The following is a 26,324-nucleotide window of genomic DNA, read 5'->3' on the forward strand; positions in this document are numbered from 1 at the left end:
AGACCTAATGGTTTGCCTTTTTTAGTATAATAGATGTAATATTTTACAAATAATGTTAAATTTCATCTACCACCATCTGGAGTGCAGTTTTTGACCTGTAAACAACCTCAATAGTTGGTTCATTCCTTGTTCCAGCTTTCAGTTTGACTTCTCCATGGACCGCCGCTTGAATTAGCGGATCCCTGATATCTCCAAAAGGATAGAGCTCCTCTGCTGAAAATTCATTAATGTTTATCTGTGGCTTTAATCCCGTTTTATAATTTCCTTCACCTTTGCTGTTGAATAGTTGATAGACAAGGGGAGACATAATCCACTTATATCCATTGCCGCTCGTTTCATTATCAGAAGTAATGTTGATGCTGGCCATATCTTTGCCCATAGTGGATTCACCAATCTGAATTACATCCATATAAGGCTTGAGGTTATTGATCATTAATTCGGATGCGGATGCCGACTGCTTACTACTTAAAATATAGATTTTTGAAAGATTTAAACTTTTTGATTTAATATCCTCTGCTTTAAATGAATATCCATCCGGTTGGGTAGAAAGAGCATCAATAAAACTGTATTCTTTTTTTCCAACTTTACTATTCCCTACCATCTGGACAAAACGATCGGTAGGATTTACATTTCCAAGGAGTAGCGCACAGAATGCAGCATAAGATACTTGACCTCCAGGATTATAGCGCAAGTCCAGAATAACATCTTTTACCTGCTCGGTTTTAAACTTTTGGATTTCCCCGATCAGGTCATATCCGGAATCAAAATTAAAATGGCTGAGGTAGAGGTAGCCAAATTTTTTGTTATCAACTTCAATTGTTACAGCCTTATAAATTCCAGGTTGTGCGATATAAGCTGAAGCAAGCTTAAATTCTTTTCCATCCTTTCTCAACAGATTTAGTGAATTGCCATTTAATATTTTTTCAACTGAACCCGAAATATCTGCATTTAAGTTCAAATCATTGATCTTTAAGAGTACATCTCCTCGTTTCAGTCCCATTTCCTCTGCCTGTGATCCAGGAACCACCAAGGTAACGATTGCTTGGATAGATCCTTCTCTTTTCACCTGAATGAAATCAAAGCCAAAGCTGGTTTCAAAATTGTTTTTGTAACTAGCTAAGTTCATATTTTGGATGATTGTAGAATAGTGATCATCCTTATGAAGTAAGTTCTGAAAGAATTGGATAGGATTATCAGAAAGATTATGACCAGATTGATTAATCTTCCAGAAATAATAATCATCCATGTTTCCCAATATCCATTGGTTTATTGCTTCATTACTACCCGAGTCATAATGGACAGGTTCCTTTTGACATGAAAATAACAGACTCAATACTAGCAGGATAGTCACATAAAATTTCATGATTAAAGCTAAAAAGAATTAGTTGAAATTTTCCTAAATCTTAATTTTGATAGTTTAATTTAATATAAGATTAACATAGCTACCGAAAAGAGCACCATGGTAGGAACCTCCATATCGCCATGGTTGGTGTCTCCACCAACCATCAATAGCTCTAGAACCCTTGGTTAAAGAATCATGTCACACAGATGGCAGTAGTTCGCCATGGTTAGCACCCCTTATCGCCATGGTTGGTGTACCCACCAACCATCCGTAACTGTTGTAATCTTGGTTTAACATACATGCTACAGGGTTGGTTCGCCATGGTTGGTGTCCCCACCAACCATATCAAAAAAATCGTCGTTTTCTAATTTCTAAAAAATGCCTCTATTCATTGAGCTTTAGCTCTCAAAACTATTAACCCCATTTCGCATTCCTGCAATTCTTATGTCTTATGTCTTATGTCTACTGTCTAACACCACTATTCTATTGGTTACTAATTTTAACAATTGATTAATTTTAGATGATTATATTTGATCACCAAACTTAACCAGATATGAACAGTTTTTTAAGATTATTGAGAGAGGAGGGTAGTCGGGATGCTTATACCCATATTTATAACCACTATGCTGACCAACTTTACCGTCATGCTTTGGTCCGAGTGAAAGATACTGTAATAGCAGAGGAAATCTTGCAGGAACTCTTTATTCAGTTTTGGGATCGACGCGCTAGCCTGAATGACCAAATTGATTTGGACAAATATCTCTATTCAGCTATTAAATACAAAATCATTGACCATTTCAACAGATTGAAAACACATTCCACGCAATTGGACGAATTGGCGCAGCACTTAAAAAATCATGCTGAACAAAATCCGGACTACCTAAAGACTTATTTGGCATTGGAAAGGATCGTAGAGTTGGAATTAGAGAAAATGTCTAAGAATATGCGAGAAATCCTCCTTCTGAGATGGGAAAAGTACAGTATTCCCTGTATTGCAGAAAAACTGCAACTCTCAGAACAGACCGTCAAGAACAATCTCACCACAGCAAAAAGAAGACTGAAACGAAATATAGACGAGAATTCTGAGAATTTAGATATCATAATGATTTCTCAAATCAGTTTTGCGCTAATAGGTAACTTATAAAATCAGTTCACAAATTTTTTATCTATTCTTAACATTTTCTTGAAGTACAAATTGGCATTTCACAAGATATATAAGTGAACAAGCCAATAAAGAAATGAAAAGAAAAGTCTTACATATATTATTAAGACAATATCTGAAAAATGAAGTTACCCAACGCGAATCTGAATTGATCGAGAGTTGGTATCATTCCTTTGAAAATAAGGATGTTCCCCCCTTAGATTCAGACTCAAAAGCTAGGATATTAGAATCGTTAAATAAAAATATCGACAATAAGCCAACAGCAGTATCAGTTTTCAAAAATAAGTACACCTAAGTATATTATTTTCAAGGTAGCAGCATGTATTATCTTTCTTTTGGGTTTTTATATTTTTATCCAGCATGCCCAGTATAGTCCCAACACACCGAAAATAATCAAAAATGAGATCAGAACTTTCAGCAGTAAAATCGGTGAAAGAGTCCGGATTGATTTGCCCGATGGTTCAATACTAACCTTGAACCCGAATTCCAAGATTAAGGTTGACATCGCAGGATTTCATAATGGTAAACGCCACATTGATCATATCCGTGGTGATGTATTTTTCGAAGTAAAAAGTGATAGCAACTCCATCTTTACGGTAAATGCAGGTGAACTGAATACAAATGTTCTGGGAACTTCATTCATGATTAGTTCATACCCAGAACTTAATCAGCAGAAAGTTTCCGTTCGATCTGGATTAGTCGAGGTAAAATTAGGTCATAAACTATTGAGTAAAGTTTCGAAATCCGAAGAGTTGATCGTCAACCGATCTTCTCAAGAATTTAAATTGGGGAATCTTGATATTTTACAATTTAATAAACGTGATTATGGTCAATTGCTCCTAAAGCAAGTGACTTTTCAAGAACTGGCCATACAAATCAACAATTATTTTGGTATACAGATAACGACCAAATCAAAAGAAAATATTAAGCCAAAAATATACGGTTCCTATAGATAAAAATAAGCCGATTCAAGATTTACTCAAAGCTATTGCCGAGCTACATAAAAACCAATATAGAAAGGAGGGTGAGCTGTTGATTTTTTATTAAAAAATAGGTCAATGACCGCCATCATTGACCTAAAATACAATTATTAATCCTAAAAATTTAATTAAAGAATTTAATACAAAAGCAAATCTATGCATTATTATTTACATATCAGATTATTGTTCATGAGAACATCCATATTTATAGTACTGCTAAATATCTGTAGTACACTGATTGCAAATCCCAGTAAAGGACAATTGCTGGAGACTAAAGTGACGGTAGAAAAACCAACCCCTAGTCTATTGGGATTGATAAATGAACTCGAAGAACAGTTTATACCATTAGTCTATGACCGAGAATTGATCGCATCGGCTTCTCAATCTCAAAAAACTAAAAACTTTATTAACAGACCACTTAAAGAAGTCCTGAGTTATACGCTCAAGAATTCGACCATAACATTCAAAGAAACTGCTGGCTATATCCTGTTAGAACGGAAGAAACAGCAGCATGGACGTCTGATCGGTAGGATATTGGACAATTGGGGAAAGCCATTGAGCAAAGCTAATATTCATGTGTTGGGCACGAATTATAAGGTAGAATCTTCGGTAGACGGGAGTTATGCGCTTAGTTTACCGACCGGAACATATAAAGTTCAAGTTAGCCATATCTCAAAACAAACTCAAGAAATAGCATCAGTGGAGGTCAAAGCTGGCGAATCAACAAAATTGGATGTTGCCATGATTGATCGTAGTTCAAAGATTGAGGAAGTAAGGGTAGAAACTACCTTCAAAAAGGCTTCCACATCAGGACTCTATGCCGCCCAAAAGAATGCCGTAACAGTTACCGACGGTATATCAGCTGAACAGATTGCTAGAACGCCGGATAATGATGTGGGACAGGTACTGAAGAGAATTACCGGTTTAACCACTGTAAACAACCGGTCTGTCATCGTAAGGGGGATGTCTGACCGTTATAATCAAGCAATGTTGGATGGGATACCTTTGCCTAGTACATCGCAATTTAAGCGCGATTTTGCTTTCGATATTATACCCGTAGAAATGGTAAGCTCGGTAGTAGTAAATAAGACGGCCAGTCCCGAGCTTTCAGCTGAGTTTTCCGGAGGACAGGTCACTATCAATACCTTAGATATTCCTGATGCGAATTTTACATTGTTCCAATATGGATCGGGAACCACAAGTCAGTTAGTAGGTAAGGATTTCCTACGACTGGGCCAACGCAGTACTTCAGAATATTTCGGATTACCAAGCAAATCGGCACAACAACCTAAAGATATTTTTTGTATGGAACACCCATACCGAAGCAATTAGAGAAGATGCAATTCCTTTAGGGGAAAAAACCCATGAAAAAGCAAGAGATCTCATGTTAAATTATCGCCATAATAATTTGACCTATAAAGATCTTGACGCTATTGAACAAAGCAAAAAACTCAATCCAGATGGATTTAAGTCCTATAGATATGGTGCTAACCCCAATCAGAATATTCGGATGACGTTGGGAAGGGTATATGACCTCCGCAATAATTCGAGGTTTGGGTTTTCATTGAGTGGAAATTTCAGAAATGAACAAAACATCGTTGAATTTAATAATGTTAGGGGAACTATTGGACTTCAAAACTTTATGGACAGTGTAGGTTTTGGAAAAAGAGGGCCTGGTCAATCTTTCCGTTTTCAACAGTAATTCGAGTGTAGTCGCAAATGTCGGCTATCAAACTTCCAGATTTTAAAGCATCATTGAAAAATATGTATGCCCGAACCTATGCAGACCATTTCAACCAGATCACCAGATTATATTATGGTGATTTAACACCTCCAATAGATAATCCAAGCAATTTGATTCGTGAGCAATATCAACAACCGGAGGCTATGTCTCTGCAACAGCATCAGTTGAATACTGAAGTTTCACTACCATGGGGAATCAAATCTGATGTCATGTTTACCATAAATAAAATCAAACAGCAGATCTTGGATGAGAAAAAGAATGCGCTATAATGTAACCACCAAGATTGGAGACACCTATTATTTCCAAAACCCAAATTTATTTAGGTTCGCAGCATCCACCAATGTTACTGAAAAATACGATTACAGAATATGGACCAATATCAACCAAAGGGATTTGAATTGGGCTGCATCATTTTCCAAATCGTTTAAGATATCTGATTTTCTTGAGAACACAATGAAAATAGGGTATCAGGGAGTCAATAAGTTCCGATCATTGGATGTCCTGGAAATGCTGCCTGCGACAAGGTCATATGATGAAAACCCTTCCAATAGTAATCGTAGTGCACCACGGATCATGACAAATTATGCCGAATTGATGAAACCCGAGAATCTTGGTAATGGAAATGGTCAAGCTTATTATTATGCAATGAATACTGGTGGAAGAATATCCTCTGGAGGCATGAATAATCATTCTGCCTATATCATGTTGGATCAAAAGTTATGGGATAAATTACGATTAGTATATGGGGCAAGATTGGAATTTTTTGACTTGGAAAACAGACAAGAACAGCAGATCCTCTCATTGTACGGACCAGATGCATTAGAAGATCCAAAATACGCATATAGACTTACTGTTGGAGATAAACAGACTCGTATCCTTCCATCCATTAACCTAACTTATCAGATAACGGATAATTTCAATTTCCGAACCTCTTTTTCCAGAACGGCTATCCGCCCCGATTTCCGCGAGACCGGTATGTTTGCTTTTCTATTCTTTTGATATCAATGGTTATATCGGAGGGGAGCAGGTAGTTTCAACAATAGTAGAAAATACAGATATACGTTTGGAATGGTATCCAGGTCCCGGAGAAATTATATCAGTAACCGGATATTATAAATATTTGGACAAACCAATTGAATTGGTTCAGGGTGAGAGGTATAGAAATCTTTATAAATATGCCAATATGGAATCTGCCACCAATATGGGCTTAGAAATGGAAATCAGGAAAAATTTTGGATTCCTATCGGAAAAACCATGGCTCAACAACCTGTTTATATATGCCAATGGTACTGTTTTAAAATCACATGTGAATGCTTTGTCGGCGTATAATTGGATCAATCCCCCGGGAGAAACAACAGCAGTCCGTATGCAACAAAGAGTACCAAGCCAGGACCGACCGTTAATGGGCCAGTCTCCTTGGTTGCTAAATCTTGGATTTGGTTATTGGGGCGACAAGTTTGGAGCTACAGCTAATTATAATCATCGAGGTTATAGAACAAACCTGGGCAATATAGACATGAGTCGAGTTGAATTCGAATTAGCTCCTAGGCAATTGGACTTTCAGCTATACGGACGCTTTCCTCAAGAAAAAGCTCGAAATGAAATTTAATATAGCCAATGTCTTGAATGACTGGACCAGGTTTTATCGCAACAATTTATATTACTCACCCGGCGAAATAGCTGACCAAAAAGGAGAGAGGGAATACCGTAGAAAGCAAGGGTGATGTCAGATATAACAAAAAAGACGGAGATATTATACTGTATCAGAGCAGGGAAGGGGTTCGATATAACCTGTCATTGACTTATTCTTTTTAATCAGAGCAAAATATAAATAATTAAAAACCTGGACTGTAACCGAAAAGCTGCTAAGGAATACAGTTTGGTACACTATTTTATATAGCAGCAACCATAAAAAAATCGTTATGAACACAACAAAAAAATTGTTCATTTTCGCATTGGCTGCATTCATGTTATTTGGATGTAACAAAGACAGATTGATGTCTCCAAAGGGAGATATGACAGCAGGCTTACCTGCCAAACCACATGCCACCATTCCTGTAGATGAGAATGGCCTAATCACTAAATTGTATCTATCAAAAGATACCGTTTGGAAAATCAAAGGCGTTGCTTTTGTTGAACCAGGAACAACCCTGACCATTCAAGAGGGTACATTTATTGTCTCTGGTGAAACCAAACCCTATTATGATGAAGAAACCGATTTGACTCATCCATATCAAGGGCGTATTGGTAGTTCCAAAAAATGCTAAAATCATGGCGATAGGAACAGCAACTGAGCCGATTGTATTTACTTCTGATAAAGCAGCTGGTGAAAGAAATACCGGTGACTTTGGTGGAGTTGTATTATTGGGAAATGCAATGATCAATCCAGGAACGGCAAGGATCGAAGGTATTCCAAAACCATTGAATGTAGATGTAGATTATGGTGGTCAAAATGACGCAGATAATTCTGGCGTTTTGAAGTATGTACGTATCGAATTTGCAGGGTACAATCTTTCCCAAGACAATGAAATCAATGGATTGACTTGTGGTGGGGTAGGAAATGGTACTACATTGGAAAATATCCAGGTTTCTTGGGGTAGAGATGATGCATTTGAATTCTTCGGTGGATCTGTAAATGCTAAATACCTCGTAGCAATCTCTACAGATGATGACGATTATGATTTTGACTTTGGATATTCTGGTACTATACAATACGCGCTTTCATTGAAAGACCCTCAATCCACTAACAGTTTGGATAGAACAGGTAAATCAGATTCTAACGGAATTGAGTCTGACAATAATGGTGAAGGTGTATTTAGGGATCCTACAACCAGGACCAATTTTGAAAAACTTTACCTTTTTAGGAATTCAAAACATGGATAGAGCTAAAAAGCAGTTAAGATTTGGAAACCGTTGGAGAAGAGCATCATCAATGAATATGACCAATTCAATTATTGCAGGTTATGATATTGGTGCTGTATTTGAAAATATAACAGTAACAGGATCAGTTTTTAGTAATAATGTGATACATGCCTATTCAGCACCTTTTGGGGGTGATTCTGAAGTACCAGGAACAGGAAATATTACCGCAATAGGAACATCAATTAATGCAGGCTGCCGATTTTTTAAAATTGTTTGGTCAAAGAGGTATTTTTTATAGTACATGAAAATGCTTTTCATTACAATCTTGGAAATTTAGTACCTACTTCAAATTCACCTGCCTATGGAGATGGTAAATCAACATTTAAAGGTGCATTCAATCCTAGTACAAAAGAACTTTGGACTGAGTATTGGACAGAATTTGATCCAAAAAATTATTAATAATTAAACAATCAATAATTGGAGAGCTTAATCAGCTCTCCAATTAATAGTTTGGATATGAAAAAACTTATTATATACAACAATTCTATAAGGCTAAAGTACTTAAAGAAAATAAAGAAGAATTATATTGATAATAAAAAAGTTTATTTATTCATATTGATGGGAGAGACCAATGCAAGAGAGAGTTTTAATACTTAATATAGAAACCCAATCCTTAAATAGTCAAATAGATAGAAATAATTGGTATGAAATTTTAGATGGATATACAGATAATAATATTCTAATTTATATGTCAAGATAGATCATCTTTGAAAAGATTACCTCAATAAACTCTTCAATTAATGCAGCTACTAAAAAATTATTAATAAATAAAATTATATCGCGAAGTGGTTAGCAACTCGCTTAATTTATAAAAACATGAGAATATTTATTTTTTTAACTTGTTTAATATATTTAATCATTTTTACTATAAGTTTGTAAAAAAGGTCAAATAATGGATGACAATATAAACTTTTCAACTTTTACATGGGAAGCAGTTGGAGATGTACCTCACCCAATTTCAATTACATTGATGATATTAAATTTATGAGTCAACCAATTCTATTTCCATATTTAAACCAAGATTCTATTGATCTTTTTTTGGAGTTTCAGAGATCTGATAAAAACTTTAAAAAAGAATAGCATTTAATAAAGGTGAAAATCATTTTACATACTTCTATAATGATTTGATAGATTCCATAGTTACAATAGGTCCACATCCTTTAAAAGGGATTGAAGTACCAAGTGGCAAAGTAGCACTAAAAATTTTTGGTCATAATGTAAAAATTTTCTCCAAAAAACAAACCAATCCATTTGGCAATTTATGAAATCGAGGGAGAAGTAATTAGAGGTAAAGAGGTGAAATATACCGAAAAACCTGTTGACACAATTTTTAATATTACCGCAAAAATTCCAGAAGATTTTAAGATAATTAATAAAAACCGCCCAAGAACTAGTATTAAAACAAAATTATTAGATGAAAATAAAAAAGACTTGATAATAGATGATGTAAGAGCTTATGCTTATTTTTACATTTTCTGAAAATGCAAATGTTTATATATTAGAACTCAGCTCATATCCACCTTCTTTGGGGTGATTATCGGGATCCAAATAGTCGAGTTAGACATCCTGATGGAGGGATATAATGTATCAAGATCATTTTTCTCGCTATATGTTCTTATAATAGCGTCTTAAAGATTTAGTTTCATTTAAAATCAAACTTAATTGGTGCTTTCATCAAAGAAAAAGGTTCTGAGATTTCGGAACCTTTTCTATTCAATATTCATGATTTTCCAGAAACAGTAAAATTTATAATATAGCTACATCACCATTTAAAATTCATTTGCTGCAATCAAGTTTTGAAATCTTGCTATATGCAAAAACATAATTATGTAATCATTGTAGTCATCGCAAATTCGAAAGGATTATTCATTTACGGTAATTTAATATTTAGTTAATACATAAATAATAGTTTTGATTAATCATTTATGCTATGCAAGAAATTATTGATCAACAATTATTTTTCCGTATAAGCCAATCAGACCCTCAAGCCTTTGAAGAATTTCACAATCGCTTTTATGCTGACATGCTCCGATTGACAATAATGAAAATAGGAGATGTAGAGGAATCTTATGACTTATTACAAGATCTTTTTATCGAACTCTGGGAAAAAAGAGAAAGCCTTTCAATTACCAATAGTTTAGATGCTTATATGCGGAATAGACTATGGTTTAAAATAGCTACATATTTTAGGTCAAAAGGCTTTAAGCAAAAATCACATCAAAAAAGTTTACTGAATTCCTGGAGCTACAGGAAAAACCTCCCTGTTGATCAGCATGAAGTCATGGAAATCAATCTACAATATGAAGAAATGATCAATAAAGTCAATGAGGTTATCACTAATATGCCCGAGAAAATGAAGGCTGTTTTTATCCTAAGTAAAGAAGAACAACTGAGCATAAATTCAATCGCTGAAAAAATGAACCTTTCTCCAAAAACTGTAAAAAACCACCTCCATGCTGCCTTAAAAAGAATCCGATCAGAACTCAATGATTACTCACCTGTAGCCGTAGAAATCGCTATTCTTTTTTGGTTCATAAATAGTTAATAAAAAGTTAACTGAAATCAACTAGGTCTTTTTCCATTTTGCTGCTTATTACTTATATATGCAACAAGAAAAAGATTATTTAAAAAAACCTTTTGTCCAGATACCAATCTGGAAACCTTTCGGAAGATGAGAAAAAAATGATTTCTCAATGGCTCTATCAGTTAAATCTTGAAGAGTCAAATCTTACTTTGGAACAATTCAACACCTTGTCCCAATAAATCATTCCAAGAAATCAGTGAGAGGATTAATCCGCCTAATAAATCCAAATATTTCAATCTATTTAAAAAGTTCCATGCTGTTGCAGCCAGCTTAGTCTTTCTTCTAGGACTCAGTTGCTGGTTTTTCATGCAAAATAAACAACAACAAAATGATTCAAGCTTTAACCGCGAATTTCTAGTCGTGAACACAGGTGTAGGTGAGCATAAAACGATCAAATTATCAGATAGCTCAATGGTGATATTGAACGGCATGAGTAAATTAAGTTACCCCAAAATATTTTCTGAAGATAAAAGGGAAGTCAAGTTAGTAGGAGAAGCCTATTTCGAAGTATCCAAAAATCCAGATAAACCGTTTGAAATCTCTGCCAATGGCTTTGATGTGCAAGTCTTAGGAACTTCTTTTAATGTAAGTTCTTATAGGGATGACAACCTGAGCTCTGTATCTGTCAGAACAGGAAAAGTTGCTGTAGTAAGTCCTCTTCAAAATCAAATATTAGTAGCAGGTGAATCTGTAGAAATTGAAAATGGAACTGGAGCATGGACAAAAGGAGAAATTAATACACACGATGTTTCAAAATGGAAAGATGGAAAATTAATTTTTCACAATCAATCGATGAAGTCCATCACTAGGGTATTAGAAAGAAAATTCAATGTTGATTTTGTATTTAAAAATAAACGTATTCAAGATAAAATTATCAGCCTTCAAATCAAAGATCAATCTCTGAAAAATATTATGTCTGCCTTACAGCTTTCCGCTGAATTCAAATATGAACAAAATGAAAATACAATAATAATATGGTAAAGTTTAACCCCAAACCAATAGAATACATGCAAAATTATATTAAAAAAACAGTGACAAATCTATTCAGCCATATGACAAGGCTTACCTTTATTATCCTTATCATCAACTTCAGCACATTGGGAATTCTTTATGCTGAAAAAGCCAATTCTCAGAATTTTGATAAGATCTATGTCAACCTAAAAGCTGGTAACAGTAGTCTACAAAATATCCTCCACCATATTGAAAATCAAACCAATCTATCATTTACTTTCTCCAAAGAAGTTGGGGATATTCAGTATGTAATAAAAAGTAATGATAATTATAAGTTATCGAAACTTTTCCAAGGAATTGAGCAAAAAGAACAATTAAAATTTACAGCCAAAGAGAATCTAGTTGCCGTTCATAAAATAATTCCAAAAACAGTAATTCAACAAAATGGTAGACTATCAGGAAAAGTTATCGATTCCAGGGGAAATCCAATGCCAAAAGCAACCATTCGTATCCTAAGTACAACTAATAATATTGAATCAGCAATAGATGGCAGCTATTCTTTCTCATTAGCTCCGGGTAAGTATACTATTCAGGTTAGTTACATTTCATATCAGACAAAGCAAATTTCAGATGTGGTAATTCGTGCCGGTGAATTAACCAGATTGGATATCGCAATGGAAGAATCCAGATCGGAAATAGAAACCGTAACAGTGAAAACAACCTTTAAGAAAGCATCCGTTGCTGGGTTATATGCTGCCCAAAAGAATGCGGCAAGCGTAACGGATGGCATCTCTGCAGAACAGATTGCAAGAACCCCAGATAATGATATGGGACAAGTATTAAAAAGAGTAACGGGTTTGACCACCGTTGACAACAGGTCGGTGGTAGTTCGTGGAATGTCAGATCGATACAATCAAGCACAACTCGACGGAGTATCTCTGCCAAGCACTTCACAGAGCAGAAGAGACTTTGCTTTTGATATTATCCCATCGGAGATGGTAAGTTCTGTTGTGGTTAATAAAACAGCAACTCCTGATGTCTCATCCGAATTCTCCGGTGGTCAGGTAAGTATTAATACCCTGGATATTCCAGAGAAGAATTTTATGTCCATACAAATTGGTTCAGGTGCTAATTCACAGGCATTTGGTAAAGATTTTTATAGACTTGGAGAAAGAAAAAACTCAGAATATTTTGGATTTTTTGATAAAAGCGCACAACAACCTGAGGGAATTTTAGTTTGGCAACGACAAGGTGAAGCAACTTATGATGGTATACCAATGGGCCAAAATACAGAAGAACAATCAATGAACTTGCCTTTAAGTTATCAGAATCCAGATTTAAAGTATTCTGATCTTGATGCTATTGAACAATCTAATAAGTTTAATTCATCAGCATTAAAATATATGAAATACAACAGTCTACCTAATCAAAATATGAAATTTACATTAGGTAGAGTTTATGAATTAGACAACAGCTTGAAATTTGGATTTGCTGGAAGCTTAAATTTCAGAAATGAACAGAATATTTCCACGTTCAACAATGTAAGAGGAACCGATTTTAGTGAACATAATTGGATTGACAGTGCAGATCATATCCAAAATGGTGCAGGAAAAAGTTATAAATTTAATAGTAGCTCTGGTGCAGCTTTAAATGTTGGACTTCAAGGAACAGAATTTCGAATATCCTTAAAAAACATGTATGCTAGGACTTATGCTGATAATTTTAATGAAAGTTATCGATTGAGCTATAGAGATCTGAGGGCGGCTCCAAATCGTCAATTATATCAATTGCCAGAAGCACTATCTCTTCAACAACATCAATTAACTGCTGACTATTTACTCCCATGGGGAATAAAGGCCGATGGAATGTTCACCTACAATCGAATTAATCAGGAAATTTTAGATGAAAGAAAATTACAATATGGATTAACAACGACAATAAATGATACCAAATTTTTTAATACTCCAAATCTAGGTCAATTTTCTTCATTAGCTAATGAGGTTAATAAAATAGATTCTCGAATGTGGACTCACACCAATGAAAACGCTTTCAACTGGGCAATTTCTTTTAGTAAATCTTTTAGTACCTCAAATTTTTTAACCAATCAATTAAAGATAGGATATCAAGGTACCACTAAAAATAGGAGGTTGGATGTACTTCGAGTACGTCCAATGACTAGAAATTTTACTGGTACATCTGTACAGAGGGTTGACCAACCGATCGGCCTATATGAGGAAATATTAAGCGAGGGCAATTTTGGTAATGAAGAAGGTAAAGGATATTATTACCCTGAAGCTACGGGTGGAAGAGTATCAAATGGAAAAATGAGTTCGCATGCAGCATATGTGATGATGGATCAAAAACTGTGGAATTTTATTCGATTAGTTTATGGTGTTAGAATGGAATATTTTGATTTAAATAATAGAACAAGAACAGCAGATTGTAAAAACAATGGGGACCTGAAACACTAAATGATCCCATCTATGATTATATGAAAACCGTTGGCGATAAGGAAACTAGATTTTTACCATCAATCAATGCAACCTTTAATTTAACAGATAAAATAAATATTCGTGCCTCATATTCTAAAACAGCTATACGACCAGATTTTAGAGAAACCGGATTATTTGCTTTCTATTCTTATGAAATGGATGGATACATCTCTGGAGAACAGGTTGTGTCAACCATTGTTGATAATACAGATCTTAGGTTTGAATGGTATCCAAGTGCTGGTGAAATCATTTCATTGACTGGTTATTATAAGTACTTAGATAAGCCTATTGAATTAACAGAATTTCAGCGTGATTTAGGGTATTATAAATATGCTAATATGGAATCAGCAACTAATTTAGGTCTAGAGATGGAAGTTAGAAAAAACTTAAGTTTTATAGCTGATAAAGAATGGTTAACTGATTTTTTTTGTTTATGCAAATGGAACCCTGTTAAAATCAAATGTAAAAGTTTTGACCCCTTATGACACAAGAATTCAACCAAACGGGGAATTGGAAAGATCTCAAGAACGAAGAGAAGATCAAGATAGACCATTACTAGGCCAGTCCCCCTGGCTTATTAATCTAGGATTAAGTTATTGGGGAGATTATTATGGTGCGACTGCTTTCTTTTAATTATAGAGGTTTTAGAACCAATTTAACATCTTCATATATACAAGGTGTTGAGTTTGAACTTGCCCCAAAACAATTAGATTTTCAAGTCTATGGTAGATTCCTTAAAAAGAAATTGGAGGCAAAACTTAATCTTTCTAATCTGTTAAATGATTGGACCAGATATTATAGAAATAATAACCTATATGATAAAAGATCAAATTGGAGATTCAGATCTCAAAAGTAAAGGAGATACAAATTACAATAAAGATGATGGAGATCAAATCTTATACAGACGTCAGGATGGCAGAAGGTATAGTTTATCTCTGACTTATAGTTTTTAAAATAAAATATCAAAATATACAGTCCAGTAAACACTGAAATCTTAAAAACAGAAAAAAAAAGATTTTTAGAAAGACTGGATTGTAAAAGACTGAACTGCAACGTAGATGTTGCCAGCGAAGCAGCTCAGATTAGGATAATGGCGACAAAGGTAAAAATAAATTATTAAAAGTAATGAAAAAAATGCTTTTATTATCTGCACTAGGTGCAGCTCTTTTGACATCTTGTAATAAAGATGCAGCAACAATTCAAGACGGTGGATTAAATGCAGGATTACCGGCAAAACCACGTGCATCTATTCCAGTAGATGCAAATGGAATTATCCAAAAAACTTTTTTATCTAAGGATACAATTTGGCAAGCCGATGGAGTAGGTTTTGTTAAACCGGGTTCAACATTAACTATCCAAGCAGGTACTTATATTGTTGCAGGTGTTACTAAAGCTTATCCAGATCAAACGACAGGAGAAACACAATACATTAAAGGAGTTATAGTAGTTCCAAAAACAGCTAAAATTATGGCGGTAGGTACTGCTACAGAGCCTATTGTATTTACATCTGACAAAGCTGCAGGACAACGTGCTCCTGGGGATTTTGGAGGTCTTGTTATATTAGGACAATCAATTACTAATAAACCTACTGATACTCGTATTGAGGGAATTCCAGTGCCAATTAAAGATGTAGATATTACTTATGGAGGTTCAATTGCAGCAGACAATTCAGGAACTTTAAAGTATGTTCGCATTGAATTTGCTGGCTTTAATTTAGCTCCAAACAATGAAATTAATGGTTTAACATTAGGTGGCGTTGGTTCAGGTACTACATTAGAAAATATCCAGGTTTCTTGGGGTAAGGATGATGCTTTTGAATTCTTCGGTGGTACAGTGAATGCAAAATATCTAGTTGCTCTATCAACTGATGATGATGATTTTGATTTCGATCATGGATATTCCGGTACTATTCAATATGCATTATCATTAAAAGACCCTAATTCTACAAACAGTACATCAGGTGGCTCATCTGATTCAAATGGATTAGAGTCTGATAATAACGCTGCTGGTACAGCACATCCTACTACAACCAGACCCGTATTGAAAAACTTCACTTTTATTGGTATCCAAAATCCAGCAACAGCTAAATCGAAATTGAAATATGGTAACCTCTGGAGAAGAGCATCTTCTATGAATATTACCAATTCAATTATTGCAGGTTATGATATTGGTGCAAGCTTTTGAATCTATCACAACTACTGGTTCTGTATTTAGCAATAATGTTGTACATGCTTATACTAATCCTTTTAATGGTACTGTACCAGGAACAGGAAATGCTACTGGAAGCGGGTCAGCTGAAACATACTTACAATTCAATATACCGACTGGAAAAACGATGTTTTACTCTACAGCCAATCTTGCAAACTTTAATACAGCTTATTTGAGACCTAAATCAGGATCTCCTGCTTACGGGGATGGAAATACAACCTATAAAGGTGCATTTCATCCAACAGCTGCCCCGTGGACGGCTACATGGACGGTTTTTAATCCAAAAACTTATTAAAAACTTTTAAATGGATAAAAATGGTGAGCTGAATTCCTCAGCTCACCTTTATTAAAAAATAATTATGTATAAAAAAACATGTATTGCTCTTAAAGCTCTAATCCTTTTATCGTTGATTTATTCTTGTGAAAAACCTGAATATATAAAAAATGATGTTGGTTTTACTGAGATAAAAATATCCGCAGTAGGAGATATAGGAATTATAAATCCGATGACATATGATGGAAAGGAATATATGACAGGTGATTTAATTCCTATAGATAAAAATAAAGATTCAGTTGATATCTCATTTTTTTTATAATTCAACAAAACCTGCCTTGAAGATGAAAATTGAGAATAAAATTGGACCCAATAATTATTTCTTATATTACAATAATCCTGTTGACTCTACAGCAATAATTTCAAAAAAACATCCTATTGATGGAGAAATGCCTCCAGAAGGCAAAAGTTTAATGAAAATTATTAATCTAAATAAAACATTATCCCCAAATGACGAGCCAATTCATTTAGCAATTTATGAATTCAAAACCCCATGGTATGAATGGGTAGACCCATATGTACCAATTCATGATCAAATACCAAAAGATACTATTTTTAATATCACATCTTCAATTCCAGATAACTTTACCATAATATCTCCTTTAATTTTAGGCCCAATGAGCCATTTCGCAAAAGTTTTAAAAGAAAATAAAGAAGAATTATTAGTCAATGGAAATAAGGTTTATGTTTTTTTCAATACAGTTGGTAGTGCTTGTATATTATATTTATCAAATGATAAATTGGAAGATCAAACAGATTACAATGATTATAATTTTGGACCAAATCCAGATAATGGATATTCACTGAATGCATTGCAATTCATGTATAGATAATAAATATATTATGCGTAAGATCAACTCTTTAAAACATGCAAAATTTATATTAATAATGCAGGAAATAGAGAAGATATTTTCGGATGAATCCAAAGTCATAAGGCATCTTATGCTTTCTAAACCAATCCGAAAATTAAAACTCAAGAAAAATCAACCTGATAAATTTAAAGGTATTGTTAATCAGGTCAATAGTTTCATAAGTTAATGGGTAAGAGTGAAAAAACCGGGAGAAATTCCGGTTTTTTTAGCCCATCAACAATTCATTGGTATGTTTCTTAATATTAGCCGCAATCTTGTCTATCGGCAAATCATCAGAGTCTTTCCCAAATGGATCTTCTATAGATTCGCCAATCATCTCCAAAGTTGCTAAAACATAAAATATAAAGGGTACGGCTGCCACCACAAAATAACCCATCGAAAATACCAATCCTATTGGTAGTGTTGCTGTATACAATACAATAAATGTCTTGATAAAGGCACTATATCCTAAGGGAATAGGCGTATTCTTGATTCTTTCACAAGCACCTGTTATCTCTGTCAGTGCTGTGAGTTCTTTGTTCAATACAATGAGTTGATCTCCTGAGATTTTCCCTTCTTTATAGATCAGATTGGTCTTTTTATAGATCAACGAGGCAACCTGGTTTGGTCCGTGTTTTTTGTCATCCAGGTCCTTAAGCTCGGGGTGATCATTCTCATCTAACATAAACTTGGTATAGTCCGAACGCAAATAATTGAACAGAGTTTCTGCAAATAGAGGAATTGATTTCTTGTAAAAGCTCCTGGTCACTTTATCCTCAGGATCCAAAAATGAATTCAACTTAATCGCCAGGATTCTGCTCGTATTGGTCAAAGCACCCCATTGTTTCCTGGCTTCCCACCATCGGTCATATGCAGTATTTGTCCTAAAAACCAACAACAAGGAAAGGACAAATCCCAATAAATTATGGACCGTAGTAATATTTCGCATCCAACTTTTGTCAGATAGTTTTAAATATTCAAGTTCATAGTATGCCAGTGCCCAAGAAACCAAAACGGAAATAATAAGATAGGGCAGAAGTCTCTTGAAAATTTTACTGGTAAAAATATGAGAAATGGTTTTCGACCAATCTTTGGGATTATAAACAATCATTGATAAAATTTTTTGACTATCAAACTTAAATAGCCTAATTTCACGCAATATGACAAAAAAGCGCAAAACAGTCAAGAAAAAAGTAGTCACCGAACAGGAGATTAAAAGAAAATTACTGTTTTGGAGCATTGCCATTCCTTGTTTGATGGTGCTTGCAATTTTCACATGGCAGCATCGTGCCGGATTATCTTATCTGATGATTAAGTGGTTCGAAAAAGATAAAATGATTGCTGAAGATAACAGCAAATATGATATTCGGAATATTGAATTGATGCGCCGTCATCAGGAAAAAATATTTGGCATCGATGTTTCCCAATATCAGGGTGATATTTCTTGGGATGAAGTATTGACAATCAATGATGAAATCCCCGTGGACTTTATCTTTATCCGTGCAACAATGGGAGAAAAAGCCAAGGATTCTAAATTCAAGTCCAATTGGAAAGAGGTAAAAGACAAGAACAAGCTCCGTGGAGCCTATCATTATTTTAGGCCAAATGAAAATTCTATTAAACAGGCAAATAACTTCATAAAAACCGTCAAACTTGAACCTGGAGATCTTCCACCAGTATTAGACATCGAAGAAATGCCACGAAATCAATCTATGGATAGTCTGAAGACTGGTCTCAAACGTTGGTTGATTCAGGTTGAAAAACATTTTAATGTCCGCCCTGTTTTATATTCAGGCGACAAATATTTCGCTGATTTCCTTGAAAAAGAATTCGCTGATTATACACTTTGGATTGCTAATTATAACTTCTGGGTCGAAAGTCCCAAAAAACATTGGAATTTTTGGCAATTCTCTGAACGTGGGACAGTGAAAGGAATTAAAGGTCCGGTAGACCTAAACCTGTTTAATGGGGATATTGAGGAATTGGAGAAAATTTGTTTGAAATAGGAGGTTGGTGAGGACACCAACATTAAATAATTAATTATGGCATCTTTTAACGAAATAATTCAGAAAAATTCATTGGTTTTGGTTGACTTCTCGGCAGCTTGGTGTGGACCATGTCAAATGTTGGCGCCGATTTTAAAAGAGGTAAAAGACGAACTTGGAGACAAACTCTCAATTATCAAAATTGATATTGATAAGAATCAGGCGGTAGCATCCAAATTTCATGTTCAGGGAGTACCAACTTTGATTCTATATAAGGATGGAAATCAGGTTTGGAGACAGAGTGGCTTACAACCCAAACATGAACTCCTCAAAATTATAAATTCGCATTCTTAATTAATGAATACAAAAAAGGCGCAGTATAATCTTTCTGCGCCATTTTTTGAATGATACCTATCAATCAATATTTGCGGTTTCATCAGAGGGAACATCCTTTACTTTAAGGCTCAATTTGTCGATTCTATGTCCATCCATGTCTAATACTTCAAACTCAAGATTCTTGTAGACAACTTTTTCTCCTTCTTCTGGTATATGATCGAGCAGAAGGAATACCAATCCCGCTACGGTTGTTAGGTTTCCGATTTCATCTTCATCGTCTTCTGTGAGATCAAGATTGAACATTTCGATGAAATCATCCAATTGGAAACTGCCATCAATAACAAAAGTTCCATCTTCACGCTTACGGATTGTTTTCTTTTCTTCCGTTTCAGGAGAATCAAATCCTCCGACTAAGGATGCTACGATATCTGTCATGGTAATAATCCCTTGTGGGCTGCCATACTCGTCAACCACCACTGCCTGTAATACTTTAGCAGATTTTAAAGTCTGCAAAACATTATAAGCATAGGTGTTTTCATTTACAAATGGAATTGGAGTAACTAATTTGGTTAAATCCATTTCTCGTGTTGTCAAGTACTCCTTAAACAAGGTTTTCACATGGACAACCCCAATCACATGGTCAAAATTTCCATTACAAACCGGATATTCAGTATGTTCATCTTTTATAATACAAGCTTTGTTTTCTTCAAAGCTATCTTGAATATCCAAATAAGTGATTTTACTTCTGTGGACCATCAGATTGATAGCTTTTTTATCTCCCAAGCTAAGTACGCGATCCACCATATCATGTTCTATGCCTTCAATAGCTCCACTGTCTACCCCTTCATCCACAAGGCTTTGATTTCTTCTTCTGTCACCGCATTTTTGGTTGACCTTGATATTAAAGAGTTTGACAATGAATTCTGTAGACACGCTCAATAACCAAACAAAGGGTTTCACAATCTTGCTCAACACATTCATTGGCAGAGCGATAAATGAAGCATATTTTTCAGGAATAAGCCATTCCAATTCTTTTGGGAACTAATTCCCCGATGACCAATGAGAGGTATGTGATCATCAAAACCACCAATATTAACCGATATTTGACTGCTGTAAGGAGCCAAGGTTTCTCTTTATTAAGTTTTTCTGCAATAAAAGTCGAAATGGAACCACCTGGAGAAAAAACCTGTCAAAATACCAATCAACGTAATTCCGATCTGTACAGTTGACAGGAAGTTATTTGGATTTTCTTTAAGTTCTAATGCTGTTTTTGCACCATTGTTTTTCGCACTTGCGGCCTGCAAACGTGCTTTTCGGCTAGATACAATGGCAATTTCAGATGCGGAGAGGATTCCGTTTAATACAATTAGTATGAGAATTATTATTATTTCCGTGACCATATAGGGTGTTAATCGCTAAAGATGTTCCAAATTACGAAATATTCTTGTCAAAACTTGATTTAAATTGTTTTTAAAGCAATGTTATATCTTGAATTAATAAAACTGTTGGCATGTTGAATAGTTTTAAATCATGCAACCGTTTGATTAAAAATAATATTTTATTTATTGATTTTGATTATAGATATTGCATTACTTACATAGTATTTTTGAATGAAAAGTGAAGTAATGTCAACCAAGAAACTGAAAACAGCATCAGATCGGCGCAAAATTTTAAACTAGAAGGTCAAATTTTAGACTCTATTCCATTTGGTTCAGGGCATATCAATGATACTTTCAAGATTACTACGGACAGCACCAATTATAATCTATACCTACTCCAAAGGATCAATCACCATATTTTTCAAGATGTTCACGGATTGATGAACAATATTGAAATGGTTTGCAACCATTTAAAGGAAAAATTGGCACACCTTGGAGATAAAGAAGTGCAGAAAAGAACCATGACATTGTACAAACGCACGATGATAAAAACTATTATCAAGATGATCGTGGTGACTATTGGCGTGTATTTCATTTAATTCCAGATACCAGGAGCTATGATATCCTGGAAACTCAAGAACAAGCATTTTCAGGAGGAATGGCATTCGGTCAGTTTCAAAAGCAATTAAGTGACCTTGACCCAAGAAAATTGTGGAGATTCTTCCTAACTTCCATAATATTGAGTTCAGATTGAATAATTTGCGTGATGCCATCACAAAAAATCCAGTTAATCGTGTGATTGAAGTTCAGGATTTGTTGGACTATATCTTTGAAAGAGAAGATAAGATGCGGACCATATTGGAATTGGGCAGAGCAAACAAATTACCACTGAGAATTACCCATAATGACACTAAATTCAACAATGTTCTGTTAGACAAAGATGATAATGTACAATGCGTTATTGATTTAGATACCGTAATGCCAGGATATGTTGCCTACGATTTTGGTGATGCAATTCGCACGATTATCAATTCAGCCGCTGAAGATGAAGCCGATGTTTCCAAAATAGTACTGAATATTCCATTGTTCCAATCGTTTACTGCCGGCTATTTATCAGAGGCTAAAGATTTCCTAACAGAAACTGAAGTTGGATCATTGATACCAGCTGTACACCTTTTGCCATATATGCAAGCAGTTAGATTTTTGACAGACTATATCAATGGCGATACTTATTATAAAATTGCCTATCCTGAACACAATCTAGTTAGAACTAAAGCACAATTAAAATTAGTTCATGAATTAGAAGTTAATAATGAAAAATTAACTGATATATTAGCAGAGAACTTGATGTCTAACTAATATGAAAAGACTAACTGTTAAGAAATTAGACTTTACTGGCATTGAATTGGACTATTCGAATTTAGCCAATGAATTAAATGATTTGGATTGGAATGCAATTGACGAAGCTCCCTGGAAAGAGGAATTCCCATACACTCCGCAAGCCAAATTTCAAATTGCCTATGATCAAAATGGTATTTATCTGCATTATGATATTGATGAAGAATTCGTAAAAGGAGAATTTATCCGTCCTAATGAAAACATTTGGGAAGATAGTTGCGTTGAGTTTTTTGTTTCTTTTGATGGTCGAAAAACTTATTATAACTTGGAATTCAATGTATTGGGCACTGGTTTGATTGGATATGGCACTGCTGAAAAATCTAGTCGTAATAGATTAAGTGCTGAGGAGATTTTGACGGTTGATGCAATTTCACAGATAAAAACAGTGAATGGCAGGAAAAATTGGAAACAAATATTGATCATTCCTTTCGCCTTGTTTGGATTGACAATTGCAGACATTGAAGGAAAAACCTTGGCTGCAAATTTCTATAAATGTGGAGATGGGCTTCCAAACCCTCATTTCCTTTCTTGGAATACCATTGAAAATTCAAAACCGAATTTCCATTTACCGGAATTTTTTGGTGAAATAATTTTTTAAAAAATATCGGCAGGATGATTTGAGGATCATCCGGCCGAAATACATACATTTACCCATTACTATAAGGGGCAATTACAATAATTTTTCAACCCAGCTCTGAAAGGCTTTTACAAAGTCCTTTAGGAACTTCTGAGTTTCTTCTTTAGTTAATTTTCCAGAATCATCGAAGTTAGCAGCTACATTGCCAATATAAGCTTCAGGTTGAGCCATTGCAGGTACATTGATAAAAACAAGAGACTGCCTCAAATGATGATTGGCACCAAATCCACCGATTGCTCCAATCGAAGAACTGATAACAGCACCTGGTTTTCCGTCCCATTTATTTTTACCATAGGGTCTTGAAGCAACATCAATTGCATTCTTTAAAACTGCGGATACACTTCGGTTATATTCAGGGGTTACAAATAATACGGCATCTAACCCTGCCACGGTATCCCTAAATTCAACAAATTCTGCAGGAGGGTTCCCCTTGTCTAGATCCTCATTATAAAAGGGAAGTTGCCCAATCTCTATGATTTCAAAATCGTACCCTTCCGGAGCAATTGAAACTAGGTAGTTGGCTATTTTACGGTTAAAAGATTCTTTCCTTAAGCTTCCTACAAATATTCCTACTTTTTTATTTGCCATAATTATACTTTCTTTTTTTGGATAACAATTTACTTCACAAAAAGTTATTTAGATATTGATAATTGTTTAATTTCATATTCTATCGGTGGCACTATGAAAAACGAATTTGCAGAGGTATGGTTTTATAATCAAGGATGGCAAGCACATGAGTTCCAACAGAAATGTTGGGAAGCTTTGGCGAATGGTGAATCTGGAATATTGAATGCACCTACAGGTTATGGTAAAACCTTTGCTATTTGGTTTGGTGTTTTAGCACAATATTATGCCAAGGAAGCTCTGCAAGAGAAAAAAATCAAAAAGAAAACCTTGCATACGCTCTGGATAACACCTTTAAGAGCGTTATCAAAAGAGATTCATAAAGCAACTTCTCAAGTTTCCCAAGACTTGGACCTAGATTATGAAATAGAGTTAAGAACAGGTGATACAACCGTAGCCAACAGACAGAGACAAAGAAAGAATCCTCCACAAGCATTGATTACGACCCCAGAGAGTGTCCATCTCATTTTGGCAACAAAGAAGGTCAAGATTATTTCAAATATCTTGAATTTATCATCATAGATGAATGGCACGAGTTATTAGGATCGAAACGTGGAGTATTAATTGAATTGGCATTGAGCCGACTAAAAGCAATAAACCCAAACCTCAAAGATTTGGGGAATATCTGCAACCATTGGAAACTTAGAAGAAGCGAAAGATATTCTTTTAGGACCAGGCACCAAGGGTTCTTTGATAAAGGCTGATATTCATAAAAAAATTGATATTCAAACAGTTTTTTCCTGACAATTTGGAAAAATTCCCCTGGGCTGGACATTTGGGAATCAGACTTTTAGATAAAGTCGTTGACATCGTCAACCAATATAAAACAACCCTTATTTTTACAAATACACGATCACAAGCTGAAATCTGGTACCAACAGATAATCACATATTACCCTGAATTTGCTGGGTTATTGGCTATTCATCATGGTTCATTAAGTGATGAAGTTAGGACTTGGGTGGAGGAAGCTTTACATGAAGGAAGGTTAAAAGCAGTCGTATGTACCAGTAGCTTAGATTTAGGAGTCGATTTCAGACCTGTTGATTGTGTGCTTCAGGTAGGATCTCCCAAAGGGATTGCCAGATTTTTGCAGCGAGCAGGTAGGTCCGGACATAGACCCGATGCTACTTCCATAATCTATTATGTTCCTACAAATTCCTTGGAGATAATTGAGGGTGATTCCTTAAAATTTGCTGTTAAGGAAAAGATCGTAGAAAGCAGAATCCCTTATGTCCGTTCATTTGATGTTTTAATACAATACCTGATGACTCTAGCTGTCGGAGATGGTTTTTATGCAGACGACATATTACAGGAAGTAGCTCAAACACATTGTTTTGAATCAATTACTCAAGAAGAATTTAATCAATGCATGGCCCTCTTGATTCATGGAGGTTCTACTTTACAAGCATACGATGATTTTCATCGCCTAGTATTGGTAGATGGCAAATATAAAGTTACTTCTCGGAAATTGGCAATGCGGCATCGATTGTCCATCGGAGCCATTGTCTCCGACCTAATGATGCGTGTTAAATTCCGGTCTGGAAAGTATCTAGGTTCGATTGAGGAGTCATTTATTTCAAAGCTGAATATTGGTGATGTTTTTTGGTTTTCAGGTAGACAATTGGAGCTTGTCCAAATCATGGCAAACGATGCTATCGTAAAACCTTCGGAAAAGAAAAAAGGAGTCGTTCCGTCGTGGATGGGAGGTAGGTTTGCCATTTCTCCAGATTTGGGTATTGCAATTCGACATAGCTTCAAAAGCATCCATAAAACTCAAGGAATTTCTCCTGAAATCAAGTTTTTGAAACCCTATTCAAAGAACAGGAGTCACTTTCTGCATTACCTAAGGAAGATGAATTACTGGTTGATATATACAGACCAAATATGGCTATCATCTTTTCCTATATCCATTTGAAGGGAAACTGGTTCACGAGGGCATGGCTCAAGTATTAGCCTATCGATTGAGCTTAATTAAACCCACAACCTTTTCAATAGCAACCAATGAATATGGCATCGAATTGTTGTCGGAAACAGAATATCCAATCGACGAAAAATTGCTGAAAAAATTATTCAGTCCGCAACACCTGCATCAGGATATCAATTCTGGAATCAATGTACAAGAAATGGCTCGACGAAGATTTCGTGATATCGCCGGAATTGCAGGCCTAATATTTCAGGGATTCCCAGGAAAACAAATGAAAAGCAAACATCTACAAGCAAATGCGGGTTTGTTTTTTTCGGTTTTCTCAGAATATGATCCAGGTAACTTACTTCTTCGAGAAGCATATGATGAGGTCTTTGATTTCCAGTTAGAAGAGGGAAGGATGCAAATCGCATTTGAAAGAATCTCCAAGCATAAGATTATTTTTTTCCAAACCCAATAAATTAACTCCCT

35 protein-coding genes are annotated in these 26,324 nt (G+C 35.1%); 29 read left to right on the top strand and 6 right to left on the bottom strand.

Translation table 11 applies throughout. From position 1 onward, the window contains the following. Positions 1-55: 55 nt before the first annotated feature. The gene (locus FGL31_RS12140) at positions 56-1,363 is read right to left on the bottom strand and encodes a S41 family peptidase (RefSeq protein ID WP_138091768.1); all 1,308 of its coding nucleotides are present in this window, start codon (positions 1,361-1,363) and stop codon (positions 56-58) included. Between the two features lie 532 nt (positions 1,364-1,895). On the opposite strand from FGL31_RS12140, the gene FGL31_RS12145 reads away from it, so the two are divergent. The 14 genes from FGL31_RS12145 to FGL31_RS12195 all read left to right on the top strand — a co-directional run bounded on the left by FGL31_RS12145 (position 1,896) and on the right by FGL31_RS12195 (position 10,695). Further along, the gene (locus tag FGL31_RS12145; protein WP_138091770.1) at positions 1,896-2,486 is read left to right on the top strand and encodes an RNA polymerase sigma factor; all 591 of its coding nucleotides are present in this window, start codon (positions 1,896-1,898) and stop codon (positions 2,484-2,486) included. Positions 2,487-2,580: 94 nt separating this feature from the next. After that, positions 2,581-2,799, top strand: coding sequence for a hypothetical protein (locus tag FGL31_RS12150; RefSeq protein WP_138091772.1), 219 nt, complete (start codon positions 2,581-2,583; stop codon positions 2,797-2,799). Between the two features lie 40 nt (positions 2,800-2,839). Next, on the top strand, positions 2,840-3,460 hold the full coding sequence (locus FGL31_RS12155; protein ID WP_171017659.1) for a FecR family protein: 621 nt from the start codon (positions 2,840-2,842) through the stop codon (positions 3,458-3,460). Between the two features lie 180 nt (positions 3,461-3,640). Continuing rightward, entirely contained in the window at positions 3,641-4,816 is a 1,176-nt protein-coding gene (locus FGL31_RS12160) for a carboxypeptidase-like regulatory domain-containing protein (RefSeq protein ID WP_138091777.1), read from the top strand. Between the two features lie 52 nt (positions 4,817-4,868). After that, positions 4,869-5,186 carry a hypothetical protein gene (locus FGL31_RS12165; RefSeq protein WP_138091780.1) on the top strand — a complete coding sequence of 106 codons (318 nt, stop codon included), beginning with the start codon at positions 4,869-4,871 and terminating at the stop codon, positions 5,184-5,186. A gap of 17 nt (positions 5,187-5,203) precedes the next feature. After that, the gene (locus FGL31_RS12170; RefSeq protein WP_138091783.1) at positions 5,204-5,497 is read left to right on the top strand and encodes a hypothetical protein; all 294 of its coding nucleotides are present in this window, start codon (positions 5,204-5,206) and stop codon (positions 5,495-5,497) included. Continuing rightward, positions 5,475-6,227: a TonB-dependent receptor domain-containing protein gene (locus FGL31_RS12175; RefSeq protein ID WP_138091786.1), complete on the top strand. Its 753-nt coding sequence runs from the start codon at positions 5,475-5,477 to the stop codon at positions 6,225-6,227. Before FGL31_RS12170 ends, FGL31_RS12175 begins: the two co-directional genes overlap by 23 nt. Beyond that, positions 6,208-6,837: a hypothetical protein gene (locus tag FGL31_RS12180; RefSeq protein WP_138091789.1), complete on the top strand. Its 630-nt coding sequence runs from the start codon at positions 6,208-6,210 to the stop codon at positions 6,835-6,837. The genes FGL31_RS12175 and FGL31_RS12180 overlap by 20 nt, the downstream gene beginning before the upstream one ends. 313 nt (positions 6,838-7,150) lie before the next feature. Further along, complete coding sequence (locus FGL31_RS25530) at positions 7,151-7,495, top strand: hypothetical protein (protein WP_232046684.1); 345 nt, start codon at positions 7,151-7,153, stop codon at positions 7,493-7,495. A 4-nt stretch (positions 7,496-7,499) separates the two neighbouring features. Continuing rightward, positions 7,500-8,111 carry a beta-helix domain-containing protein gene (locus FGL31_RS25535; RefSeq protein WP_232046685.1) on the top strand — a complete coding sequence of 204 codons (612 nt, stop codon included), beginning with the start codon at positions 7,500-7,502 and terminating at the stop codon, positions 8,109-8,111. After that, positions 8,104-8,388 (top strand): hypothetical protein, encoded by a 285-nt coding sequence (locus FGL31_RS25540; protein ID WP_232046686.1) that lies wholly within the window; start codon positions 8,104-8,106, stop codon positions 8,386-8,388. Before FGL31_RS25535 ends, FGL31_RS25540 begins: the two co-directional genes overlap by 8 nt. Next, positions 8,364-8,549, top strand: coding sequence for a hypothetical protein (locus FGL31_RS25545; RefSeq protein WP_232046687.1), 186 nt, complete (start codon positions 8,364-8,366; stop codon positions 8,547-8,549). Before FGL31_RS25540 ends, FGL31_RS25545 begins: the two co-directional genes overlap by 25 nt. Before the next feature lie 852 nt (positions 8,550-9,401). Continuing rightward, positions 9,402-9,629 carry a hypothetical protein gene (locus tag FGL31_RS12190; RefSeq protein ID WP_138091792.1) on the top strand — a complete coding sequence of 76 codons (228 nt, stop codon included), beginning with the start codon at positions 9,402-9,404 and terminating at the stop codon, positions 9,627-9,629. A gap of 451 nt (positions 9,630-10,080) precedes the next feature. Next, positions 10,081-10,695 (top strand): RNA polymerase sigma factor, encoded by a 615-nt coding sequence (locus FGL31_RS12195; RefSeq protein WP_138091796.1) that lies wholly within the window; start codon positions 10,081-10,083, stop codon positions 10,693-10,695. Between the two features lie 176 nt (positions 10,696-10,871). Here FGL31_RS12195 and FGL31_RS22700 read toward each other — a convergent pair whose 3' ends face one another. Beyond that, a complete protein-coding gene (locus FGL31_RS22700; RefSeq protein ID WP_171017660.1) occupies positions 10,872-11,042 on the bottom strand; it encodes a hypothetical protein in 171 nt (56 codons plus the stop codon). Between FGL31_RS22700 and FGL31_RS12200 the strand changes: the two genes are divergently transcribed. The 7 genes from FGL31_RS12200 to FGL31_RS12225 all read left to right on the top strand — a co-directional run bounded on the left by FGL31_RS12200 (position 11,041) and on the right by FGL31_RS12225 (position 17,552). Beyond that, entirely contained in the window at positions 11,041-11,715 is a 675-nt protein-coding gene (locus FGL31_RS12200) for a FecR family protein (RefSeq protein ID WP_138091799.1), read from the top strand. The genes FGL31_RS22700 and FGL31_RS12200 overlap by 2 nt on opposite strands. Positions 11,716-11,741: 26 nt before the next feature. After that, positions 11,742-14,156, top strand: coding sequence for a TonB-dependent receptor (locus tag FGL31_RS12205; RefSeq protein ID WP_171017661.1), 2,415 nt, complete (start codon positions 11,742-11,744; stop codon positions 14,154-14,156). A 20-nt stretch (positions 14,157-14,176) separates the two neighbouring features. Next, entirely contained in the window at positions 14,177-14,662 is a 486-nt protein-coding gene (locus FGL31_RS12210) for a TonB-dependent receptor domain-containing protein (protein WP_138091804.1), read from the top strand. 640 nt (positions 14,663-15,302) lie between these two features. Beyond that, the gene (locus FGL31_RS12215; RefSeq protein WP_232046688.1) at positions 15,303-16,361 is read left to right on the top strand and encodes a beta-helix domain-containing protein; all 1,059 of its coding nucleotides are present in this window, start codon (positions 15,303-15,305) and stop codon (positions 16,359-16,361) included. Continuing rightward, a complete protein-coding gene (locus tag FGL31_RS25550; RefSeq protein ID WP_232046689.1) occupies positions 16,339-16,680 on the top strand; it encodes a hypothetical protein in 342 nt (113 codons plus the stop codon). Before FGL31_RS12215 ends, FGL31_RS25550 begins: the two co-directional genes overlap by 23 nt. Positions 16,681-16,744: 64 nt before the next feature. After that, entirely contained in the window at positions 16,745-16,981 is a 237-nt protein-coding gene (locus tag FGL31_RS12220; protein WP_138091806.1) for a hypothetical protein, read from the top strand. A gap of 22 nt (positions 16,982-17,003) precedes the next feature. Then, a complete protein-coding gene (locus tag FGL31_RS12225) occupies positions 17,004-17,552 on the top strand; it encodes a hypothetical protein (protein WP_138091809.1) in 549 nt (182 codons plus the stop codon). A gap of 244 nt (positions 17,553-17,796) precedes the next feature. Here the strand turns inward: FGL31_RS12225 and FGL31_RS12230 are convergent, their stop codons facing one another. Beyond that, a complete protein-coding gene (locus tag FGL31_RS12230; RefSeq protein ID WP_138091812.1) occupies positions 17,797-18,681 on the bottom strand; it encodes a bestrophin family protein in 885 nt (294 codons plus the stop codon). 49 nt (positions 18,682-18,730) lie between these two features. Between FGL31_RS12230 and FGL31_RS12235 the strand changes: the two genes are divergently transcribed. Both FGL31_RS12235 and trxA read left to right on the top strand, forming a co-directional pair. Next, the gene (locus FGL31_RS12235) at positions 18,731-19,576 is read left to right on the top strand and encodes a glycoside hydrolase family 25 protein (RefSeq protein WP_138091815.1); all 846 of its coding nucleotides are present in this window, start codon (positions 18,731-18,733) and stop codon (positions 19,574-19,576) included. A gap of 36 nt (positions 19,577-19,612) precedes the next feature. Next, positions 19,613-19,909: a thioredoxin gene (gene trxA / locus FGL31_RS12240; protein WP_099371081.1), complete on the top strand. Its 297-nt coding sequence runs from the start codon at positions 19,613-19,615 to the stop codon at positions 19,907-19,909. A gap of 60 nt (positions 19,910-19,969) precedes the next feature. Here the strand turns inward: trxA and FGL31_RS27950 are convergent, their stop codons facing one another. Both FGL31_RS27950 and FGL31_RS27955 read right to left on the bottom strand, forming a co-directional pair. Next, positions 19,970-20,920, bottom strand: a complete 951-nt coding sequence (locus FGL31_RS27950) for a hemolysin family protein (RefSeq protein WP_262709107.1) — start codon at positions 20,918-20,920, stop codon at positions 19,970-19,972. A 107-nt stretch (positions 20,921-21,027) separates the two neighbouring features. Then, complete coding sequence (locus tag FGL31_RS27955; protein WP_262709108.1) at positions 21,028-21,291, bottom strand: CNNM domain-containing protein; 264 nt, start codon at positions 21,289-21,291, stop codon at positions 21,028-21,030. A 419-nt stretch (positions 21,292-21,710) separates the two neighbouring features. Here FGL31_RS27955 and FGL31_RS25565 point away from each other — a divergent pair, with 419 nt between their 5' ends. The 3 genes from FGL31_RS25565 (at position 21,711) to FGL31_RS12255 (ending at position 23,266) form a co-directional block, all read left to right on the top strand. Continuing rightward, complete coding sequence (locus FGL31_RS25565; protein ID WP_232046690.1) at positions 21,711-21,869, top strand: hypothetical protein; 159 nt, start codon at positions 21,711-21,713, stop codon at positions 21,867-21,869. 112 nt (positions 21,870-21,981) lie between these two features. Further along, positions 21,982-22,629, top strand: a complete 648-nt coding sequence (locus FGL31_RS25570) for a phosphotransferase enzyme family protein (protein WP_232046691.1) — start codon at positions 21,982-21,984, stop codon at positions 22,627-22,629. A gap of 1 nt (position 22,630) precedes the next feature. Beyond that, the gene (locus FGL31_RS12255; RefSeq protein WP_138091818.1) at positions 22,631-23,266 is read left to right on the top strand and encodes a carbohydrate-binding family 9-like protein; all 636 of its coding nucleotides are present in this window, start codon (positions 22,631-22,633) and stop codon (positions 23,264-23,266) included. A gap of 72 nt (positions 23,267-23,338) precedes the next feature. On the opposite strand, the gene FGL31_RS12260 is transcribed toward FGL31_RS12255, so the two are convergent. Further along, entirely contained in the window at positions 23,339-23,893 is a 555-nt protein-coding gene (locus FGL31_RS12260; protein WP_138091821.1) for an NADPH-dependent FMN reductase, read from the bottom strand. A 93-nt stretch (positions 23,894-23,986) separates the two neighbouring features. On the opposite strand from FGL31_RS12260, the gene FGL31_RS25575 reads away from it, so the two are divergent. The 3 genes from FGL31_RS25575 (at position 23,987) to FGL31_RS25585 (ending at position 26,313) form a co-directional block, all read left to right on the top strand. Next, positions 23,987-24,451 (top strand): DEAD/DEAH box helicase, encoded by a 465-nt coding sequence (locus FGL31_RS25575; RefSeq protein ID WP_232046692.1) that lies wholly within the window; start codon positions 23,987-23,989, stop codon positions 24,449-24,451. Positions 24,452-24,677: 226 nt separating this feature from the next. Further along, complete coding sequence (locus tag FGL31_RS25580) at positions 24,678-25,844, top strand: helicase-related protein (protein WP_232046693.1); 1,167 nt, start codon at positions 24,678-24,680, stop codon at positions 25,842-25,844. Positions 25,845-25,866: 22 nt separating this feature from the next. Beyond that, entirely contained in the window at positions 25,867-26,313 is a 447-nt protein-coding gene (locus FGL31_RS25585) for a hypothetical protein (RefSeq protein WP_232046694.1), read from the top strand. The last annotated feature ends 11 nt before the right edge of the window (positions 26,314-26,324 follow it).

The organism is Sphingobacterium daejeonense (assembly GCF_901472535.1).
GTDB classification, from domain to species: Bacteria; Bacteroidota; Bacteroidia; order Sphingobacteriales; family Sphingobacteriaceae; genus Sphingobacterium; species Sphingobacterium daejeonense.

Bases quoted from the DNA above. Each gene is read 5' to 3' on its own strand.
- FGL31_RS12140 (WP_138091768.1), bottom strand. From the start codon at position 1,363: ATGAAATTTTATGTGACTATCCTGCTAGTATTGAGTCTGTTATTTTCA.
- FGL31_RS12145 (WP_138091770.1), top strand. From the start codon at position 1,896: ATGAACAGTTTTTTAAGATTATTGAGAGAGGAGGGTAGTCGGGATGCT.
- FGL31_RS12150 (WP_138091772.1), top strand. From the start codon at position 2,581: ATGAAAAGAAAAGTCTTACATATATTATTAAGACAATATCTGAAAAAT.
- FGL31_RS12160 (WP_138091777.1), top strand. From the start codon at position 3,641: ATGCATTATTATTTACATATCAGATTATTGTTCATGAGAACATCCATA.
- FGL31_RS12165 (WP_138091780.1), top strand. From the start codon at position 4,869: ATGTTAAATTATCGCCATAATAATTTGACCTATAAAGATCTTGACGCT.
- FGL31_RS12170 (WP_138091783.1), top strand. From the start codon at position 5,204: ATGTCGGCTATCAAACTTCCAGATTTTAAAGCATCATTGAAAAATATG.
- FGL31_RS12175 (WP_138091786.1), top strand. From the start codon at position 5,475: ATGAGAAAAAGAATGCGCTATAATGTAACCACCAAGATTGGAGACACC.
- FGL31_RS25530 (WP_232046684.1), top strand. From the start codon at position 7,151: ATGAACACAACAAAAAAATTGTTCATTTTCGCATTGGCTGCATTCATG.
- FGL31_RS25535 (WP_232046685.1), top strand. From the start codon at position 7,500: ATGGCGATAGGAACAGCAACTGAGCCGATTGTATTTACTTCTGATAAA.
- FGL31_RS25540 (WP_232046686.1), top strand. From the start codon at position 8,104: ATGGATAGAGCTAAAAAGCAGTTAAGATTTGGAAACCGTTGGAGAAGA.
- FGL31_RS12195 (WP_138091796.1), top strand. From the start codon at position 10,081: ATGCAAGAAATTATTGATCAACAATTATTTTTCCGTATAAGCCAATCA.
- FGL31_RS12200 (WP_138091799.1), top strand. From the start codon at position 11,041: ATGCAAAATAAACAACAACAAAATGATTCAAGCTTTAACCGCGAATTT.
- FGL31_RS22700 (WP_171017660.1), bottom strand. From the start codon at position 11,042: ATGAAAAACCAGCAACTGAGTCCTAGAAGAAAGACTAAGCTGGCTGCA.
- FGL31_RS12205 (WP_171017661.1), top strand. From the start codon at position 11,742: ATGCAAAATTATATTAAAAAAACAGTGACAAATCTATTCAGCCATATG.
- FGL31_RS12210 (WP_138091804.1), top strand. From the start codon at position 14,177: ATGAAAACCGTTGGCGATAAGGAAACTAGATTTTTACCATCAATCAAT.
- FGL31_RS12215 (WP_232046688.1), top strand. From the start codon at position 15,303: ATGAAAAAAATGCTTTTATTATCTGCACTAGGTGCAGCTCTTTTGACA.
- FGL31_RS25550 (WP_232046689.1), top strand. From the start codon at position 16,339: ATGATATTGGTGCAAGCTTTTGAATCTATCACAACTACTGGTTCTGTA.
- FGL31_RS12220 (WP_138091806.1), top strand. From the start codon at position 16,745: ATGTATAAAAAAACATGTATTGCTCTTAAAGCTCTAATCCTTTTATCG.
- FGL31_RS12225 (WP_138091809.1), top strand. From the start codon at position 17,004: ATGAAAATTGAGAATAAAATTGGACCCAATAATTATTTCTTATATTAC.
- FGL31_RS12230 (WP_138091812.1), bottom strand. From the start codon at position 18,681: ATGATTGTTTATAATCCCAAAGATTGGTCGAAAACCATTTCTCATATT.
- FGL31_RS12235 (WP_138091815.1), top strand. From the start codon at position 18,731: ATGACAAAAAAGCGCAAAACAGTCAAGAAAAAAGTAGTCACCGAACAG.
- trxA (WP_099371081.1), top strand. From the start codon at position 19,613: ATGGCATCTTTTAACGAAATAATTCAGAAAAATTCATTGGTTTTGGTT.
- FGL31_RS27955 (WP_262709108.1), bottom strand. From the start codon at position 21,291: ATGGTCACGGAAATAATAATAATTCTCATACTAATTGTATTAAACGGA.
- FGL31_RS25565 (WP_232046690.1), top strand. From the start codon at position 21,711: ATGAACAATATTGAAATGGTTTGCAACCATTTAAAGGAAAAATTGGCA.
- FGL31_RS12255 (WP_138091818.1), top strand. From the start codon at position 22,631: ATGAAAAGACTAACTGTTAAGAAATTAGACTTTACTGGCATTGAATTG.
- FGL31_RS12260 (WP_138091821.1), bottom strand. From the start codon at position 23,893: ATGGCAAATAAAAAAGTAGGAATATTTGTAGGAAGCTTAAGGAAAGAA.
- FGL31_RS25575 (WP_232046692.1), top strand. From the start codon at position 23,987: ATGAAAAACGAATTTGCAGAGGTATGGTTTTATAATCAAGGATGGCAA.
- FGL31_RS25585 (WP_232046694.1), top strand. From the start codon at position 25,867: ATGGCTCAAGTATTAGCCTATCGATTGAGCTTAATTAAACCCACAACC.